General features: G+C 70.1%; 14 protein-coding genes. 6 read left to right on the forward strand and 8 right to left on the reverse strand.

Annotation, left to right across the window (positions count from 1 at the left end; all coding sequences use genetic code 11):
• Positions 1 to 187 precede the first annotated feature (187 nt).
• The 3 genes from ABQJ56_RS14860 to ABQJ56_RS14870 all read right to left on the reverse strand — a co-directional run bounded on the left by ABQJ56_RS14860 (position 188) and on the right by ABQJ56_RS14870 (position 1,817).
• Positions 188 to 634 carry a rhodanese-like domain-containing protein gene (locus ABQJ56_RS14860; protein WP_367845802.1) on the reverse strand — a complete coding sequence of 149 codons (447 nt, stop codon included), beginning with the start codon at positions 632 to 634 and terminating at the stop codon, positions 188 to 190.
• A 230-nt stretch (positions 635 to 864) separates the two neighbouring features.
• Complete coding sequence (locus ABQJ56_RS14865; protein ID WP_367845803.1) at positions 865 to 1,284, reverse strand: hypothetical protein; 420 nt, start codon at positions 1,282 to 1,284, stop codon at positions 865 to 867.
• A 65-nt stretch (positions 1,285 to 1,349) separates the two neighbouring features.
• A complete protein-coding gene (locus tag ABQJ56_RS14870) occupies positions 1,350 to 1,817 on the reverse strand; it encodes a YiiD C-terminal domain-containing protein (RefSeq protein ID WP_367845804.1) in 468 nt (155 codons plus the stop codon).
• Between the two features lie 72 nt (positions 1,818 to 1,889).
• Between ABQJ56_RS14870 and ABQJ56_RS14875 the strand changes: the two genes are divergently transcribed.
• The 4 genes from ABQJ56_RS14875 to ABQJ56_RS14890 all read left to right on the forward strand — a co-directional run bounded on the left by ABQJ56_RS14875 (position 1,890) and on the right by ABQJ56_RS14890 (position 6,197).
• Complete coding sequence (locus tag ABQJ56_RS14875; protein WP_367845805.1) at positions 1,890 to 2,654, forward strand: uroporphyrinogen-III synthase; 765 nt, start codon at positions 1,890 to 1,892, stop codon at positions 2,652 to 2,654.
• A 54-nt stretch (positions 2,655 to 2,708) separates the two neighbouring features.
• On the forward strand, positions 2,709 to 3,824 hold the full coding sequence (locus ABQJ56_RS14880) for a uroporphyrinogen-III C-methyltransferase (protein WP_367845806.1): 1,116 nt from the start codon (positions 2,709 to 2,711) through the stop codon (positions 3,822 to 3,824).
• Complete coding sequence (locus ABQJ56_RS14885; protein WP_367845807.1) at positions 3,821 to 5,074, forward strand: heme biosynthesis HemY N-terminal domain-containing protein; 1,254 nt, start codon at positions 3,821 to 3,823, stop codon at positions 5,072 to 5,074. Before ABQJ56_RS14880 ends, ABQJ56_RS14885 begins: the two co-directional genes overlap by 4 nt.
• 226 nt (positions 5,075 to 5,300) lie before the next feature.
• Positions 5,301 to 6,197: a crotonase/enoyl-CoA hydratase family protein gene (locus tag ABQJ56_RS14890; RefSeq protein WP_367845808.1), complete on the forward strand. Its 897-nt coding sequence runs from the start codon at positions 5,301 to 5,303 to the stop codon at positions 6,195 to 6,197.
• Here the strand turns inward: ABQJ56_RS14890 and ABQJ56_RS14895 are convergent, their stop codons facing one another.
• The 5 genes from ABQJ56_RS14895 to polA form a co-directional block, all read right to left on the reverse strand.
• A complete protein-coding gene (locus ABQJ56_RS14895; RefSeq protein ID WP_367845809.1) occupies positions 6,198 to 8,384 on the reverse strand; it encodes an ATP-binding protein in 2,187 nt (728 codons plus the stop codon).
• A gap of 4 nt (positions 8,385 to 8,388) precedes the next feature.
• Positions 8,389 to 9,447 carry an HD domain-containing phosphohydrolase gene (locus tag ABQJ56_RS14900; protein ID WP_367845810.1) on the reverse strand — a complete coding sequence of 353 codons (1,059 nt, stop codon included), beginning with the start codon at positions 9,445 to 9,447 and terminating at the stop codon, positions 8,389 to 8,391.
• 183 nt (positions 9,448 to 9,630) lie between these two features.
• On the reverse strand, positions 9,631 to 11,850 hold the full coding sequence (uvrD, locus tag ABQJ56_RS14905) for a DNA helicase II (protein WP_367845811.1): 2,220 nt from the start codon (positions 11,848 to 11,850) through the stop codon (positions 9,631 to 9,633).
• A 26-nt stretch (positions 11,851 to 11,876) separates the two neighbouring features.
• Positions 11,877 to 12,095, reverse strand: coding sequence for a hypothetical protein (locus tag ABQJ56_RS14910; RefSeq protein ID WP_367845812.1), 219 nt, complete (start codon positions 12,093 to 12,095; stop codon positions 11,877 to 11,879).
• A gap of 390 nt (positions 12,096 to 12,485) precedes the next feature.
• Complete coding sequence (gene polA, locus ABQJ56_RS14915; protein ID WP_367845813.1) at positions 12,486 to 15,260, reverse strand: DNA polymerase I; 2,775 nt, start codon at positions 15,258 to 15,260, stop codon at positions 12,486 to 12,488.
• Between the two features lie 92 nt (positions 15,261 to 15,352).
• On the opposite strand from polA, the gene ABQJ56_RS14920 reads away from it, so the two are divergent.
• Positions 15,353 to 15,895, forward strand: coding sequence for a DUF2782 domain-containing protein (locus ABQJ56_RS14920; protein WP_367845814.1), 543 nt, complete (start codon positions 15,353 to 15,355; stop codon positions 15,893 to 15,895).
• A gap of 65 nt (positions 15,896 to 15,960) precedes the next feature.
• Entirely contained in the window at positions 15,961 to 16,962 is a 1,002-nt protein-coding gene (locus ABQJ56_RS14925; protein WP_367845815.1) for a bile acid:sodium symporter family protein, read from the forward strand.
• Positions 16,963 to 16,990: the final 28 nt, after the last annotated feature.

Consider the following 16,990-nt stretch of genomic DNA (forward strand, 5'->3'; position numbering starts at 1 on the left):
TATGGGGTGAGGTCGATGTGCGGCCGCTCGGGCTCCTACACGTGCTTCCAACACTGCGCCTTGTCGGCGTGCCGCACATCGCTCTCCACTGCCACTTTACGGGGTTGTGCAGACACAAGCGGCCGTAGGAGCGGCTTCAGCCGCGATTCCTCGCCGAGCCGGTCGCGGCTGAAGCCGCTCCTGCGCGCTATTGCCTGCCCTTGGCCACCGGCAGCTGCGCCTGCTGCCAGGACAGCACGCCGCCGCCCAGGGTGTAGACCTTCTGGAAGCCGGCCTTGACCAGCCGCTGCGAGGCTTTCACCGAATTGCCGCGGCCGTCCTTGTCCATCACCACGACCGGCAGTTCCCTGGCCTTGGCCAGGTCCTTGTGCTCGGGGTCGAACTGGCTCATCAGCACGTGGCGTGCGCCGGGCACGTGCATCTTCTCGAAGTCGGCGATCGCCGAGAGGTCGATCAGCAGCGGGCTGTCGCGGTTGATCAGCTGGGTCAGGCCGGCCGGTGTCAGCTCCTTGCTCTTGCCGAACAGCAGGCTGACCTGCACCACGATCAGCGCGATCAGCAGGATCGCGAACAGCGCAGCCAGCGCCGCATGGTTGCCGATGAACTGGGGCAGCTTGTGCAGGAAATCTTGCATGTGGGTTCCACGGGGCGCGACAGCCGCGCCGCTACGGTCGAACCGGTGATTATACGGGCGGCGCGAAGAATTTCGCGCCGCCCGTGCGAGCAACGGATGGCTCGCCGCGGCAAGCACGCCAGTGCTTGAACCGCGGAAGCGAGTCCGGACACGTGCCGGACTCGCTGACTCGAAGAGGCGTCAGGATGGCGGTTTTTCGAGATTGCCGATACGGGCATCCGTTGCCGCCGTCAGTCCTGGCGGATGTCCGGCAGGCCGCTCTCCAGCCACCAGTGCTTGGTCTTCTCGTCGTAGCGCCAGACCTGGCGCGTGGTGACGCTGCGCTCGGCCTGGGTGTGGATGTTGACGAAGCTGATCCGCACGGTCTGCTGCACCTCGTTGTCGCCCAGCGGCACCGGGCCGGCGCCGTCGTCGTAGTCGCTCACCCGCACCTGCTGGTAGCGCGCCAGGTCGAGATCGGTGGGCGGATGCGCCTTGAGCACCGCGGGGTCGACGAATTGCAGCGCGCTCTGCAGGCCGTTCCAGCGCACCGCGCTGCCGTAGGCGTTGAGCGTGGCGGTCAGGTTGTCGCTGCGGGCGTTTTGCGCGCAACCGGCCAGCAGCACGGCGGTGGCGATACTGGCGGCGAGCAGGAGCAGGAGGCGGCGCATGGCGGTGGTTTCCCCGGAGAGCTGGGCCATTCTGCGGCCGCGGGCGCGCCGCTTCAATCGTGAGCTCAGCCGGCGCGTGCCTTGGCCACGAAGCGGGCGGCCAGCGTGGCGGCAGGCCGGCCGTCCGCGCCGGGCACGCTGCAGCTCACTTCGATGCGCGCCTTGCCGCGTGCCTGCAAGGTATCGAAGAAGCCGGCCCAGTCCGTGTCCCCGGCCAGCCGTGCCTCGGCGCGGAAGTCCGCCCACACCGGCTGCAGGTAGCGCACGGTGGATTCGCCCACGAACACGTCGCAGTCGTGGCCGCGCCGGCGCAGCGCCAGTTCCACCAGGCCCCAGCCGCACAGCGTCATCAGGCTCACCAGGCTGCCGCCGAACGCGCAGCCCTTGTCGTTGGCGTTCGGCGCCAGCGGCGCGCGCAGGACCAGCAGCTCCCCGTCGTGGGCCAGCAGTTCGAGATCCATCGCCCGCGCCAGCGGGATCTTGTCGCGGATGAAGCGCACCAGGTCGTGCGCGGCGTCGAGGCTTGGGTTCATGGGCGGTCCATGAGGGGGCGATGGCAGCCGCTACACTGCGGGCTGGCCGAATCATGCAGATGTGGGGCGCGCGTGGCTACCTCAAGTGCAAGCAAGCTGCCCGCGCTGCGCGGTCGCGTGGTGGTGATCACCCGCCCCGCCGGCACCGCCGCCGCGCTGGCGCGGCGCGCGCGTGCATGCGGCGGCGTGCCATTGCTGCTGCCGGGGCTGTCGCTGCGCGGCACGTCGAACGATGCCGCCATGGGTGCGGCCATGCGCGCGGCGCTGGGCGACGACTTGCTGGTGTTCACCAGTCCTGCCGCGGTGCGCTTCGCTGCCGCGAGGACAGCCTTGCGCACCCGGGCGGTGGTGCTGGCCGTGGGGCAGGGCACGGCGCAGGCGCTGCGCCGGCATGGCGTATCCGCGCAGGCGCCGTCGCGGCAGGACAGCGAAGGCCTGCTCGACCTTCCAGCCGCGCGCGAACTGCGCGGCAAGCGCGTGGCGTTGATCGGCGCTCCCGGTGGCCGCGGCGTGCTGCGTGAACGGCTGGCCGCGCGTGGCGCGCGTCTGCGCGAGTTGCAGGTCTACCGGCGCGTGCCGCCGCGGCTGGATCGCCGGCACGTCGAAGCGGTGCAGGCGTTGCCGCGCTCGGCGCGGGTGCTGCTCTCCAGCGCCGAGGCGCTGCACAACCTCGTGGACCTGTTGCCGGCACCGGCGCTGGCGCGCCTGCGCGCGGCCGTGGCCGTGGTCAGCAGCGGACGGCTGGCACAGGCGGCACGCGGCGCGGGTTTCATGCGCATCGTGCAGGCCGAATCCGCGCTGGCCGCCGATCTGCTTGCGGCTGCGGCCTTGCGCTGACCGTTTCACGACCCTGCAACGAACGCCCCGGGCCTGCCTGCTAGCATGCCGGGCATGAACGAACACGAGCCCGCACCGTCCACCACGCCCACCACCACGCCGCGTGCCACGAAACCTGCCGCGCGCGATGCCGCGCCGCGCGGCGGCAGCGTCGCACTGGCCCTGTTGCTGGCCCTGCTGGCCTTGCTGGCAGCCGGCTACGTGGGCTGGCGCCAGTGGCAGCAGCGCGAGGGCCATGCCGCCGATGCGCAGGCGTTGCACGCCATGCAACAGCGCGTGACCGCGCTGGAGGCCACCCTGGCCAGCGTCAGCGGCGGCCGCACCAATCTTGCCCAGCGGCTGGACGCCGCCGACCAGCTCGACCGCACCCTGCAGGCCTCGCAGCAGGCGCAGGGCGATCGGCTGCGCCTGCTGGAAGAGGCGGTGGGCAAGCTCTCCGAGAACACGCTCTCCGCGCATGACGCCACCCTGCTCGACGAAACCGAATCGCTGCTGCGCATGGCCAAGGAGCGCTACGAACTGTTCCATGACGCGCAGGGCGCGGCAGCGGCCTACGCGCTGGCCGCGCAGACGCTGGCCGCGGTGAACGACGGCGTATTCGCGGGAACGCGCCAGGTCGTCGAGGCCGAGCGTCGCGCGCTGCTCGCCAGCCAGCCGACCAGCCAGGCCGAGGCGCTGGCCAAACTCACCACGCTGCGCGGCGTGCTGCCCACGCTGCCGCTGAAGCCGCTGGATGCACCGGCGGACGCGTCGTCGTCGGGCGCATGGTCGCGCATCGGTCGCGCGCTGGCCGGCGTGATCAGCGTGCAACGCGACAACGGCGCGCCGCTGGCGGTGGCCGATGCGCGCTTCGCGCGCGAACTGGCGGCGCTGGATCTCGCGCAGGCGCAGGCCGCGTTGCTGGCGCACGATCCCAAGGCCTGGGCCGCGGCGCTGCAGCGCGCCGATGCCGCGCTTGCCAGCCAGTTCGACGACCATGCGGAGTCCGTGCAGCAGGCGCGCGCCACGCTGCAGCAGCTGGCCGAGGCCTTGCCGGACAACACGCCGGTGCAGCTGGGCACCGCACTGACCGAGCTGCGCAACCTGCGCGCGGTGCACGCCCTGTCGAACAGCCCCGCATCGTCGGCCAGCACGGCGCCGCCGGCGCATGCCGCCGGAGCCGCGCGATGAGTCTGTGGCGCTGGATCCTGCTGCTGGTGGTGGTCGCCGCGCTGGCCGCGTTCGGCTGGCACTGGGTGGCGGTCGACCCCGGCTACGTGCTGGTGCGCCTGCGCGGCTGGCGCGTGGAAACCACGGTGGTCGCCGCCGTGCTCATCCTGCTGGTGGCCTGGGCCGTGCTTGTCGCGGCATGGCGGCTGCTGCGCTGGCCGTTCGGCGCGCTGTCGCGGCGGCATCGCCGGCTCAGCCGCAAGCGGCTGGCCGAAGGCCTGATCGCGCTGATGGAAGGCCGCCACGGCGATGCCGAGCGCGACCTCAATCGCGCCTCGCGGCTGGATGCGCTGCGCGGCGTCGCCTTGCTGGCCTCCGCCGAGGCGGCCTCGCGCCGTGGCGAACACAGCCGCGCGCTGGAGATCCTCGCCGAAGCCTCGCAGGCCGCGCCGCAGGCTGCCCGCGTGCTGCGTGCCCGCGTGCTGCGCCGCGACGGCAAGGCCGCCGAGGCGCTGGCCCTGCTCGCGCCCGACGCCGACACGGGCGTGCTGCCGCCTGGCGGCTGGCGCGAGCTGGCGCTCACTGCGCTGGCGGCAGGCGACACCCGCCGTGCGCTCGCCGCGCTGGAACCGCTGCAGAAAAGCGGAGCGATGGGCACGCGCGGCTACGCCGTGCTCGAAGCGAAAGTGCTGGTTGCCGCCATCGACGCCGCGCCCGACGGCGCCGCGCTCAACACACTGTGGTCGCAACTGCCCAAGACCCAGCGCCGCGCCCCCGCCGCCATCGACGCCTACGCGCGCCGCGCCGCCGGCTTCGGCCTGGTGCTGCCCGCGATGGACGAGCTCGAATCCGCGCTGCGCCGCGAATGGACCCCGGAACTGGTGGCAGCCTACGGCGTGCTCGCCGGCGGCGACCTCGACGCCCGCCTGCGCCGCGCCGAAAGCTGGCTGGCCCAGCATCCCAACGACCCCGCGCTGCTGCTCGCCATCGGCCGCATCTGCGTGCGCTCCAGACTCTGGGGCAAGGCCCGCCAGTGCCTCGAACGCTCGCTGGCGCTGGAACCGGGCGGCGGTGCGTGGGAGGCGCTGGGCGACGCCTGGCAAGGGCAGGGCGACGCCTCGCAGGCCCAGCGCTGCTACCGCAACGCCCTCGCCATGGCCCGCGGCGAAACCGTGCGGCCATCCCCCGGCCAGACCGGCGGGGTGATCGACACCAGCGCCATCGCGGTGGAAGAGCGCGACGAGCACGGAGTGCCGCGGCTGCGGGGATAGCTTGCCCGGCGGGGACCGCGCGCCGGGCCGTGGATGACCGCCGCGGCGGTCGCACGGCCGGATTGGCCGCACCCCTGTCCGATCCGCGGCGGGCAATTCCCGGGGGCGGGACTCTTTCTTGCACTTCCGGCCGTTTGGGTGCATAGAGGCCTCCGGGCCACTCTCGGCGTACCTTCCGTGCCCCGCCGGCCACGGCCCGGGCTGGCATCACCCGTCTGGAGCGACCATGGCTACCGCGATCCTGGAGAAGCTTGCTTCTGCCCCACGCTATCCCACCCTGCGCGTCACCGAGAGCGCGGATGCCGCCGTGCACTGGTGCCACATGCACGCCGACCTGGCCGCGTCGCCCGGCCGCGCCTGCTTCAAGCCGGCACTGGTTGCCGACATCCTGCAGTACCAGAACATCCTGGGCGACCGCTTGCGCCGGGAACGCATGTTCGGCGAAGCCGGGCTGCGGCATGTGGTGCTCGCTTCCGACTGCGATGCGTTCAATCTCGGTGGCGACCTCGAGTATTTCTGCGACGCGATCCGCCACCAGAACCGTCCCGCCCTGCTGACCTATGCGCGGCAATGCGTGCGCGGCGTGCATGCCTTCCATGCCGGGCTGGACGCCGACGCGCACAGCATCGCGCTGGTGCAGGGCGATGCCCTGGGCGGCGGCTTCGAAGTCGCGCTGAGCTGCCACACCATCGTGGCGGAAGAGGGCGTCGGCATGGGGTTGCCGGAGGTGCTGTTCGACCTGTTCCCGGGAATGGGGGCCTACTCCTTCCTGTGCAAGCGCATCGCGCCCCATCAGGCCGAGCGACTGATGCTGAGCGGGGATGTCCTGTCCAGCGAGGAGCTCTACAAGATGGGCCTGGTGGACGTCCTGGCCCCGCGCGGGCAGGGTGTGCAGGCGGTCGAGGAGGTCATCCGCGGCAACCGCCGCATCCCGCACGCGCGCATGGCCATGCACCGGGTGCGGGCGCTGGCGCAGCCGGTGACGCTGGAGGAGATGATGGCGATCACCGAGATCTGGGTGGACACCGCGTTGCAGCTCGGCGAAAAGTCGCTGCGGACCATGGAGCGGCTGGTGCGTGCGCAGTACCGCCGACACGGCGAGCCGACTGCCGTGCAGGCCTGATCATGGCGACGGTGGGCTGTCCTCGCGCGCGGGTACCCAGCTCCCGCGCGCTTGCAGCGCCTGTTCGCCGTCGTGCAGGCGCTGGGTCAGGCTCTCGCAATGGCGTTTCCAGTCGCGTTCCAGCTCGAAGGCGGTCATCTGCATCAGGCCGCCGCTCAGCCCGGCGCACTGCACCAGGCCAAGATTGCCGGCGATCCCCTTCATGGCGTGGGCCTGGTCGCGGAACCGTTCCCAGTCGCCCTCTGCGCCGGCCTGGCGCATCCTTGCCAGCGCCACCCGCGCGTCGGTGATGCACTGGCCGATGAAGTCGGCCTCGAATGCCTTGCCCATGCCGAGCGACGCGAATTCATCCAGCACCGACGTGTCCAGCACGTCCCCGGCGGAGGCGTGCGCGGTCTGGCGGGAACTGTCCAGCTCTTCGCCGTCCCCGCCGGTCAGGATCGACGCGACGGCATCGAGCAGCCTCGCGGCGGCAAAGGGTTTGGTGATGAATGCGCGCGCGCCGGCTTCACGGCATACCCGCGCCGACTCGGGTGTGGCATCGGCGCTGATGATCACCACCGGGGTACGGCTGCGCGTGCCGGCTTCCATCACGCGCAGCTGGCGCAACAGGTCGATGCCGCTCAGCGACGGCATGTGCAGGTCCATCAGCGCCAGCTCGAACCCGCCGCCCACCAGCGCATCCAGGGCGGCCTCGCCGTCCTCCACGGTCATCACCCGGTGCCCGGCCTTCTGCAGCACGCCCTGCAGCAGCAGGCGGTTGGCGGCATGGTCGTCGGCGACCAGGATGCGTGCCGACCTGATCCGCGCACGGTGGCGCGAGAACGGGTCGGCGAACGCGATGACGTTGTGCGCAGCCGACGGCGAAGGCGGCATGCGCGCGTCCGCGGCTTGCGATTTGCCGCCGGCGGTTGCGCGTCCGGACTCGACGGCGACGTCGAACGGCAGTTCGACCCAGAACCGGCTGCCGACGTTCTCGTTGCTCTCGAACCCGATCGATCCGCCCATGGCCTCGGTCAGGCCCTTGGCGATCGTGGTCCCCAGCCCGCTGCCCTGGTGCTTGCGCGCCAGGCTGTTGTCGGCCTGCTCGAAGGCCTCGAACAGCCTCGCGCGCGCCGAAGCCGGGATGCCGATGCCCGTGTCCGAAACCGTGAAGCGCAGGCGTACCTGCCCCGCGCCGGCCCGGGCCGATTTCTCCACCGTCATGCGGACTTCGCCCGACGCGGTGAACTTGATCGCATTGCTCAGCAGGTTCACCAGCACCTGCTGCAGGTGGTGGGCATCGCCGCGCAGTTGCGCCGGCACTTCCGGCATCACCGTTACCGTGTAGTCCAGCCGCTTCGAGCGCGCCTCGGGGCGCAGCATCAGGTTGATCTGTTCCAGCAGGGCATGCAGGTTGAAGGCTTCCTGCTTCAGCCGCAGCTTGCCGGCCTCGATCGCCGAGATGTCCAGCACGTCCTCCACCAGCGCCAACAGCGAGCGGCTGGCGGCCTGGATGGTTTCCAGATAGCCGCGCTGCTCCGCGTCCAGCCGGGTGCTCGCCAGCAGCTCCGACATGCCCGACAGCCCGTTCAACGGCGTGCGGAACTCGTGGCTCATGTTGGCGAGGAAGCGGCTCTTGGCCAGGTTGGCGCGACGGGCTTCCTCGATCGCGGCGGTCAGCGCCTTGAGCAGGGAGGCGAAGTACAGCGGCACCGCGACCAGGCCCAGCAGCAGGCCCCAGGACAGGTACTGGTTCTGCTGCCAGTAGGGGGTGAGCGTCATCATCGCCGCGAACGACAGCGCGGCCAGCGCCGTGGAGGCATACAGGTAGAGCGGCCCGTAGCGCATGCCGTTGCCGATCGTGACCCACAGGTACACCGCGTACAGCGGCGACGCCGACTCGCCCTGCAGCACCATGACCCCGCCGATCGCCGCGTAGTCGGCCAGCATCCCCAGCCAGCGCCGCACCGGCGACGGCCCCGGTGCAACGAAAATGGCGGCGAGCAGGCCGATCGACAGGCCCAGCTCACCGAGCAGGATCAGCCAGGTCGAGAACAATCCCGGGCTGCGGTCTCCCCAGCCGACCTTCCAGCCGAGGTAGGCGGAGAACAGCAGGGTGATCGCGATGCGCACGAACACCTGGGCATGCTCGCTGTCCGCGCGGCCGCGCAGCCGCAGGCGCATCCGGGACAGTGCCGGGCGCATGCCGTCAACGCCAGTCGCGATGGAGCGGAACACGGGAGTAGCGTTCGCAAATGCCGTGCAGCCGCGGCAGGTTGTCCATCAGGGCGCGCACGCAGGCCGGGTCCAGCAGCGCTCCGCTTTGCGTGCCGACGAATTCGAGTGAGCGCTCGATGCTCCAGGCCTCCTTGTACGGGCGAGGCGACAGCAAGGCGTCCAGCACGTCGGCCACGGTCGTCACCCGCGCCTCGATCGGGATCTCCTCGCCCGCCAGTCCGTCCGGGTAGCCCGTGCCGTCCCAGTGCTCATGGTGGCGCAGCGCGATCTGCGCGCCCGCCTGGATGAAGCGGTTCTGGCTGTCCTGCAACAGCTGGTAGCCGATGCGCGGGTGCTGCTGCATGCGCGAGCGCTCCTCCGCGTTCAGCGGGCCGGGCTTCATCAGGATCGCGTCGGGGATGGCGATCTTGCCGATGTCATGCAGCGGCGCGGCCAGCTCGATCGTGCGCACCTGCTCCTCCGGCAGCCCGAGGCCCTCCGCGATCAGCCCGGCCACGTGCGCCATGCGTTCGAGGAAGGCGCTGGTGCCGGCGTCGCGCAGCTCGATGGCCCGCGCCAGCCGCGACAGCGTTTCGCGCTCGCGTTCCTCGACTTCGTGCATGCTTGCCAGCAGCCGCTGCTCCAGCGACAGCGAGCGTTGCTTGATCGACTCTGACTGCTGGCGCAATTGCAGCAGGTTGCGGCAACGCGCGCGCAGCTCGCGCGGGTGGACCGGCTTGACCAGGAAATCGATCACCCCGGCATCCAGTGCCGCCTGCCGCACCGGCTCGTCGCCCACCACGGTGACCAGCACGATGGGTACATCCCGATTCCGCAGCGACTTGCGGAAGGCCTTGGCCAGCTCCAGCCCGTCCATGTCCGGCATGCGGTAGTCCAGCAGCAGCAGGTCGGGCCGATTGCCCTCGCACCATTCCAGCGCTTCCTGCGACACGCCGAAATCGTGCACGACGAGCTGCGGCCCGATGCCCTGCACGATATGCCGCAGCATCGTGCGTGCCGAGGGTTGGTCGTCGACGATCACGACATCCATGCAATCCTCCTTTCAGCCAGAACGCAGGAATGCGCGATTCGCCGCATCCTCCCCGCAATCCGGCGCCTTGGCAAGGGCCAGTCCGGAGGGGTGGCCTGCCGGAAAAACATGGCCGGAAACGGCGGTATCGGGGGGTTTGCCTTCCGGTGCCTGCCCCTGGTCGCCGGCTGGAATCGGCGTGACCTACAAGGGCGTGAGATTCGCATACGCCGCCACCAGCCACTTGCTGCCCGCCCCCTCGAAATTCACCTGCAGCCGGGTGTGCGCGCCGCTGCCTTCGGCGCTGACCACCACGCCCTCGCCGAAGCTGGGATGGCTGACGCGCTGGCCGAGCCTGACCGGCAGGTCTTCCTGCAGCGAGGCGCTTTCCGCGTAGCGGCTGGCGCCGGCGTAGAGCGGGCGGCTCACCTGCACGCGGGGGCGCACCTCGTCGATCAGTTCGGCGGGCATCTCGGCGAGGAAGCGCGAAGGACGGGCCAGCATCTCGGTGCCGTGCATGCGGCGCGATTCGGCGTAGCTGATGACCAGGCGTTCGCGGGCGCGGGTGATGCCCACGTAGGCGAGGCGGCGTTCTTCCTCCAGCCGGCCTTCGTCCTCGGTGGAGCGCTGGCTGGGAAACAGGCCTTCCTCCAGCCCCACCAGGAACACCAGCGGAAACTCCAGGCCCTTGGCGGAGTGCAGGGTCATCAGTTGCACGCAGTCGTCCCAGGCCTCGCCCTGGCCCTCGCCGGCCTCCAATGCGGCATGCGAGAGGAAGGCGGCGAGTTCGTCCAGGCCGGCGTCGATGTCTTCCTGGGTGCGCTCGAAGCGGCTGGCCACGTTGACCAGTTCGTCCAGGTTCTCGATACGCGCCTCGCCGTTGCCGCGGCTGTCCTTCTCGTAGTGGTCGCGCAGGCCAGTGTGGACGAGCACGTGGTCGATCTGTTCGGCCAGGGGCAATCCTTGGCGCCCCTCTCCCTGCGGGAGAGGGGCTGGGGGAGAGGGAGAAAACGTATGGGCCATGCCGTCGATCAGCGCGAGGAAACCCTTCACCGCATTCTTGGCGCGGCCGGCCAGTTCGCTGCCGGCGAGTTCGGCGAGCGCGGCTTCCCACATCGAGGTGGTGTCGTGGCGGGCGCGGCGGCGCAGCACGTCCAGCGTGCGGTCGCCGATGCCGCGCGGCGGCGTGTTCACCGCACGCTCGAACGAAGCGTCGTCGTGGCGGTTGGCGGTGAGGCGCAGGTAGGCCAGCGCGTCCTTGATCTCGGCACGCTCGAAGAAGCGCTGGCCGCCGTAGACGCGGTAGGGGATGCTGCGCTGGGTGAGCTGCTCCTCGAAGTTGCGCGACTGCGCGTTGGAACGGTAGAGGATGGCGCAGTCGCGCGCGTTGCCGTGCTCGGCGACGTACTCGCGGATGCGCTCGACCACGAAGCGCGCCTCGTCCTGCTCGTTGTAGGCGGCGTACAGCGCGATGCGCTCGCCCTCGCCGCCGGCCGTCCACAGCTCCTTGCCGAGGCGGCCGCCGTTGCGCGCGATCACCTGGTTGGCGGCTTTCAGGATGGTGGCGGTGGAACGGTAGTTCTGCTCCAGCTTGATCGTGCGCGCGCCGGGGAAGTCGCGCAGGAACTGCTGCATGTTCTCCACTTTCGCGCCGCGCCAGCCGTAGATGCTCTGGTCGTCGTCGCCCACCGCGAACACTTTGCCGGTGTTGCCGGCGAGCACGCGGATCCACGCGTACTGCAATGCGTTGGTGTCCTGGAACTCGTCGATCAGCAGGTGCCGCCAGCGGCTCTGGTAATGCTCCAGCACGGCGGGGTTCTTCAGCCACAGCTCATGCGCGCGCAGCAGCAGCTCGGCGAAATCGACGAGGCCGGCGCGACGGCAGGCGTCCTCGTAGGCCTGGTAGATGCGCACCAGGGTGGCGGTGACGGGATGGTCGCGGTGCTCGATGGCGTCCGGGCGCTTGCCCTCGTCCTTCCAGCCGTTGATCGTCCAGGTGGCCTGGCGCGGCGGGAAGCGCGCTTCGTCCAGCCCGAGGCCGGCGACCACGCGCTTCACCAGCCGCTGCTGGTCGTCGGCGTCGAGGATCTGGAAGCCTTCCGGCAGGCCGGCCTCGCGCCAGTGCCGCCGCAGCAGGCGATGGGCGATGCCGTGGAAGGTGCCCACGGTGAGGCCCTGGGTGCCGCCGGGGATCAGGCTCTCGAGGCGCGCGCGCATCTCGCCCGCGGCCTTGTTGGTGAAGGTGACGGCGAGGATCGCCCACGGCGGCACGCGCTCCACCTGCATCAGCCAGCCGATGCGGTGGGTGAGCACGCGGGTCTTGCCGGAGCCGGCGCCGGCGAGGACGAGGTAGTGGCCGGGCGGGGCGCAGACGGCTTCGCGTTGCGCGTCGTTGAGCGAGTCGATCAGGTGCGAGACATCCATCGCACCGATTGTAGCGGGTGCCGTGCTCAGCCCTTCTTGAAGATGCCGCCCAGCGCCAGCAGCGCGCCCACCACGATGCCGGCGATGCCCAGCCATTGCGGGAAGGCCTTGTCGTGCGTGGCGGTGAGCTTGGCCGGGCCGAGCTGCACCAGGGTGTCGGTCTGCTGGTAGCCGCCGTGGCCGAAGACCACCCACAGGCCGGCGACGAGCAGGACGAGGCCGATGACGATCAGTGCGAGGCGCATGGATGTTTCCATCGAGGGAACGTACTTCGAGTATGCCGGTGTGGCGGGTGCAGATGAAGTGCAGGGCGCGCCGGACAAAACGCCGGGGTTGGGACGGCTTTTTTGAAGGATATGGCCATGGATGGCGGCTTCTTGATCTGCGCGTTCAAGGACGAACGCACAAACAAACCAAAAAAATGGCCCCGAAGGCCAGGGGGTGCCTTCGGGGCCGGGGAGGCGGAAACCCAGGGGAGAGGTTCCGCGTCCGGGTGGCTGTCCAGGGAGGTGTCCAGCCGTGGATGCCGTTGCGTGCATCCGATGATTGAGAACGCGCGAATCCGGAAAAGTTCTACAGGCGGGATAAAAAAAGTCAGGCCCGATTCATTTCACGAAAACCCAACAAACAGGCGGCTAATGCGCCTCGTCCCAGTTCGCGCCCACGCCCACGTCGACGATCAGCGGCACGGCCAGTGTCGCGGCGCCCTGCATGCGTTCGCGTACCGCCTCGCGCACGCTGTCCACCGCGTCGGCGCGCACCTCGAACACCAGTTCGTCGTGCACCTGCATCAGCATGTGGGCGTCGTCACGGTCCTTCAGCCATTCGGCCACCGCGATCATCGCGTGCTTGATGATGTCGGCGGCGCTCCCCTGCATCGGCGCGTTCACCGCGGCGCGCTCGGCGCCGGCGCGGTGGGCCTGGTTGCGGGATTGCAGGTTCTCCAGGTACAGGCGGCGGCCGAAGATGGTCTCCACGTAGCCGTCGCGGTGCGCCTGCGCGCGGGTGGCTTCCATGAAGGCGTGCACGCCGGGGTAGCGGGCGAAGTAGCGCGCCATGTAGTCGCCGGCTTCGCCGCGGTCGATGCCGAGCTGGCGGGCGAGGCCGAACGCGCTCATGCCGTACATCAGGCCGAAGTTGATCGCCTTGGCGGCACGGCGCTGGTTGGCCGTCACCGCCTCCGGTTTCAGGCCGAACACCTCGGCGGCGGTGGCGCGGTGCACGTCGCCGCCTTCGTGGAAGGCCTTCAGCAGGCCCTCGTCGCCGGAGAGGTGGGCCATGATGCGCAGCTCGATCTGCGAGTAGTCCGCCGCCATCACCTTCCAGCCGGGCGGCGCGACGAAGGCCTGGCGGATGCGGCGGCCTTCCTCGGTGCGCACCGGGATGTTCTGCAGGTTGGGATCGGTGGACGAAATGCGCCCGGTGGCCACCGCGCCCTGGTGGTAGCTGGTGTGCACGCGGCCGGTGCGCGGGTTCACCGTGCCGGCCAGCTTGTCGGTATAGGTGGAGCGCAGCTTGGCCAGGCCGCGGTAGTCGAGGATCAGCCGCGGCAACGCATGCGCATCGGCAATCGCCTCCAGTGCCTCCTCGTTGGTCGAGGGTTGGCCGGTGGGCGTCTTGAGTTTCGCGGGCAGGCCCAGTTCGTCGAACAGGATCGCCTGCAGCTGCTTGGGCGAGTCGAGGTTGAACTCGCGGCCGGCCTCCTGGTACGCCTGCTGCTGCAGTTCCAGCATGCGCTTGCCCAGTTGCTGGCTCTGCTTGCGCAGCTCGGCCACGTCGATCAGCACGCCGCGCTGCTCCATGCCGGCGAGCACGGGGATCAGCGGGATCTCGATGTTTTCGTAGACCGAGCGCAGGCTGGGCACGCTTTCCAGCTGCGGCCACAGCGCATGGTGCAGGCGCAGGGTGACGTCGGCATCCTCGGCGGCGTAGCGGCAGGCGGTGTCCAGGTCCACCTGCGAGAACGGAATCTGTCTCGCGCCCTTGCCGGCCACTTCCTCGTATTTCACGGTGTCGTAGCCGAGGTATTTCTTCGCCAGCGAATCCATGTCATGGCGCGTGGCGGTGGCGTTCCACACGTAGGATTCCAGCATGGTGTCGTGGCGCACGCCCTGCACGGCGATGCCGTAGTGCGACAGGATGTTGATGTCGTACTTGGCGTGCTGGCCCAGCTTGCGGCGGCCGGCGTCCTCGAACACCGGCTTCAGCGCGGCGAGCACCACGTCGCGCGGCAGCTGCGTGGGCGCGCCGGGGTAATCGTGCGCCAGCGGGATGTAGCAGGCCTTGCCCGGTTCCACCGACAGCGACAGGCCCACGATGTCGGCCAGCATCGGATCCAGCGCCGTGGTTTCGGTGTCGAAGGCGATCAGCGGCGCGTCGCGCAGCTTGTCCAGCCAGGTGTCGAGCTGCGGCTGCGTGGTGACGAGTTCGTACTCGCCCGGCGCCGCGGGCCCGAAGCCGCTCTCCGCCTGGGAAAGGGCTAAGGGTTCGGTCGGGCCTTGCGCTTCGCCTGTACCCTCGTCCCCGGCCCCTCTCCCGGCGGGAGAGGGGGGCAGGGGTGTCGCTGCGGTGTTGTCGAGATCCTTCAGCGCCGCCTTGAACTCGTAGCGCGCATACAACTCGCGCAGCGTATCGGTAGCAGGCTCGCGCAAGGCGAGGTCGGTGGGACCCTCGTCCAGCGCCACGTCGGTCTTGATCGTCACCAGCGCGCGCGACAGCGGCAGTTGCGGCAGCGCTTCGCGCAGGCTCTCGCCGATCTTGCCGCCAACCTTGTCCGCGTTCGCGACCACGCCGTCCAGCGAACCGTATTCGGCCAGCCATTTCGCGGCGGTCTTGGGGCCGCACTTGGGCACGCCGGGCACGTTGTCCACGCTGTCGCCCACGAGAGTGAGGTAGTCGACGATGCGCTCGGGCGGCACGCCGAACTTTTCCTCGACGCCGGCACGGTCCATCGTGGTGTTGGTCATGGTGTTGACCAGGGTGACCCCGGGGCCGACCAGCTGGGCCATGTCCTTGTCGCCCGTGGAGATCTCCACTTCGATGCCCTGCGCCTGCGCCTGCACGGCAAGCGTGCCGATCACGTCGTCGGCCTCCACGCCCGGCACGCGCAGGATCGGGAAGCCCAGCGCCCCCACGATGGCCAGCATCGGTTCGATCTGCGCGCGCAGGTCGGCCGGCATCGGCGGCCGGTTGGCCTTGTAGTGTTCGTACATCGCGTCGCGGAAGGTGGGGCCGGAAGCATCGCTGACGAAGGCGACGTAGTCGGGCCTCGCCTTCAGCGTGGCGCGCAGCATGTTGACCACGCCGAACAGCGCGCCGGTGGGCTCGCCGTGCGCGTTGGAAAGCGGCGGCAGCGCATGGAAGGCGCGGTACAGGTAGGAGGAACCGTCGATCAGGATGAGCTTGGGCATGTCCCATTCTGGCATGCGGAACGCGACGGCGAGGTTCACGGGCGGGCGGCAGGCACGCTGTTATGCTTCGGCCCCCCAACGAGGTTGCCGTCATGAAACCTGCCGCCTGCCTGCTTGCCCTCACCGCCTTCGTCGCGCTGCCGGTTTGCGCGCAATCCACCAGCCCGCAGCCGCCGAAGTTCGCGCCGGTGCCGCCGCCGCCGGGCATGAACGATCCGGGCACGAAGGCGGTGACGCCGCCCGCCCAGCCCGCGTCCGCGAGCACCAGCGGCAGCACGCCCGCCGAGGTCACCGCGACGCCGTTGCCGGGCAAGCCGATCCCGTTGCCCGCGATGCCGGGCGACAAGGGCGCGCCGCAGACGGTCCAGCACGATTCGCCGGCGGACGATGTCACCGTGCATACCGAAGGCGACGCGGTGTACCAGGAATACCGCCGCAACGGCCGCGTCTACATGGTGGTGGTCACCCAGAAGAACGGCCTGTCCTACACCTACATGGTGGACAGCAGCGGCACGATGCGCGCCACCGAGGGCGCGCCGCCGGTGCGCCCGGTGATGTACAAGATCCTGGAGTGGGGCGGCAGCAAGCCGGCTGCCGCATCCGACAACGCGGCGCAGGGCGACAACGGCCGCTGAGCTTGCGGGATTGATTTGCCGCGGCGGCGCCGTTGCAATACGCGTCCCCCTTGCCGGTGCCACGCATGCTTCGCCGTTTCCTGCCGGACCGCTTCACCTGCGCGCTGCTGCTGACCGTGCTGCTGGCCAGCGTGCTGCCCTGCCGCGGCGCGTGGGCCCCGGTGTTCGGCTGGCTCACCGACGCGGCGATCGCGCTGCTGTTCTTCCTGCACGGCGCCAAGCTGTCGCGCGCGGCGGTGCTGGCGGGCATCACCCACTGGCGGCTGCATCTCGTGGTGCTGGCCAGCACCTTCGCGCTGTTCCCGCTGCTGGGCTGGTCGCTGCGGCCATTGCTGGCGCCGCTGGTGACGCCGGGGCTGTACCTGGGCGTGCTGTTCCTGTGCGCCTTGCCGTCCACGGTGCAGTCGTCGATCGCGTTCACCTCGATCGCGCGCGGCAATGTCTCCGCCGCGGTATGCGCGGCCTCGGCTTCCAGCCTGCTCGGCATCTTCGTCACGCCGCTGCTGGTGGGCGTGCTGCTGGAGTCGCATGGCGGGGGCGGCATGTCGTGGCATGCGGTGGGCGAGATCGTGCTGCAGCTGCTGGTGCCGTTCGCGGCGGGGCAGGTGGCGCAGCACTGGATCGGCGGCTGGGTGCAGCGGCGCCGCCCGCTGGTCGGCGTGGCCGACCAGGGTTCGATCCTGCTGGTGGTGTACACCGCGTTCAGCGCCTCGGTGCTGCAGGGGTTGTGGCGGCAGGTGCCGCTGGCCGTGCTGGGCGGCCTGCTGGTGGTGAACGCGGTGCTGCTGGCGCTGGCGCTGCTGGCGACGCGCTGCGGCGCACGGGCGCTGGGCTTCGGCCGGGAAGACGAGATCACCATCGTGTTCTGCGGCTCGAAGAAGAGCCTGGCCAGCGGCGTGCCGATGGCCAAGGTGCTGTTCGCCGGCCATCCACTGGGCATGATCGTGCTGCCGATCATGTTGTTCCACCAGATGCAGCTGATGGTCTGCGCGGTGCTGGCGCGGCGCTATGCGCGGCGAAGTACGGTGACGGCGGCCGACGAAGGGGATGTGGCGCCGGCGGATTGAACTTGAGGCAAGCTCGGCCCCTCACCCC

It is taken from the genome of Rhodanobacter geophilus, assembly GCF_040812275.1.
GTDB lineage: Bacteria > Pseudomonadota > Gammaproteobacteria > Xanthomonadales > Rhodanobacteraceae > Rhodanobacter_A > Rhodanobacter_A geophilus.

Coding starts and splice junctions, on each gene's coding strand:
- ABQJ56_RS14860 (WP_367845802.1), bottom strand. CDS start 634: ATGCAAGATTTCCTGCACAAGCTGCCCCAGTTCATCGGCAACCATGCG.
- ABQJ56_RS14865 (WP_367845803.1), bottom strand. CDS start 1,284: ATGCGCCGCCTCCTGCTCCTGCTCGCCGCCAGTATCGCCACCGCCGTG.
- ABQJ56_RS14870 (WP_367845804.1), bottom strand. CDS start 1,817: ATGAACCCAAGCCTCGACGCCGCGCACGACCTGGTGCGCTTCATCCGC.
- ABQJ56_RS14880 (WP_367845806.1), top strand. CDS start 2,709: ATGAACGAACACGAGCCCGCACCGTCCACCACGCCCACCACCACGCCG.
- ABQJ56_RS14885 (WP_367845807.1), top strand. CDS start 3,821: ATGAGTCTGTGGCGCTGGATCCTGCTGCTGGTGGTGGTCGCCGCGCTG.
- ABQJ56_RS14890 (WP_367845808.1), top strand. CDS start 5,301: ATGGCTACCGCGATCCTGGAGAAGCTTGCTTCTGCCCCACGCTATCCC.
- ABQJ56_RS14895 (WP_367845809.1), bottom strand. CDS start 8,384: ATGCGCCCGGCACTGTCCCGGATGCGCCTGCGGCTGCGCGGCCGCGCG.
- ABQJ56_RS14900 (WP_367845810.1), bottom strand. CDS start 9,447: ATGGATGTCGTGATCGTCGACGACCAACCCTCGGCACGCACGATGCTG.
- uvrD (WP_367845811.1), bottom strand. CDS start 11,850: ATGGATGTCTCGCACCTGATCGACTCGCTCAACGACGCGCAACGCGAA.
- ABQJ56_RS14910 (WP_367845812.1), bottom strand. CDS start 12,095: ATGCGCCTCGCACTGATCGTCATCGGCCTCGTCCTGCTCGTCGCCGGC.
- polA (WP_367845813.1), bottom strand. CDS start 15,260: ATGCCCAAGCTCATCCTGATCGACGGTTCCTCCTACCTGTACCGCGCC.
- ABQJ56_RS14920 (WP_367845814.1), top strand. CDS start 15,353: ATGAAACCTGCCGCCTGCCTGCTTGCCCTCACCGCCTTCGTCGCGCTG.
- ABQJ56_RS14925 (WP_367845815.1), top strand. CDS start 15,961: ATGCTTCGCCGTTTCCTGCCGGACCGCTTCACCTGCGCGCTGCTGCTG.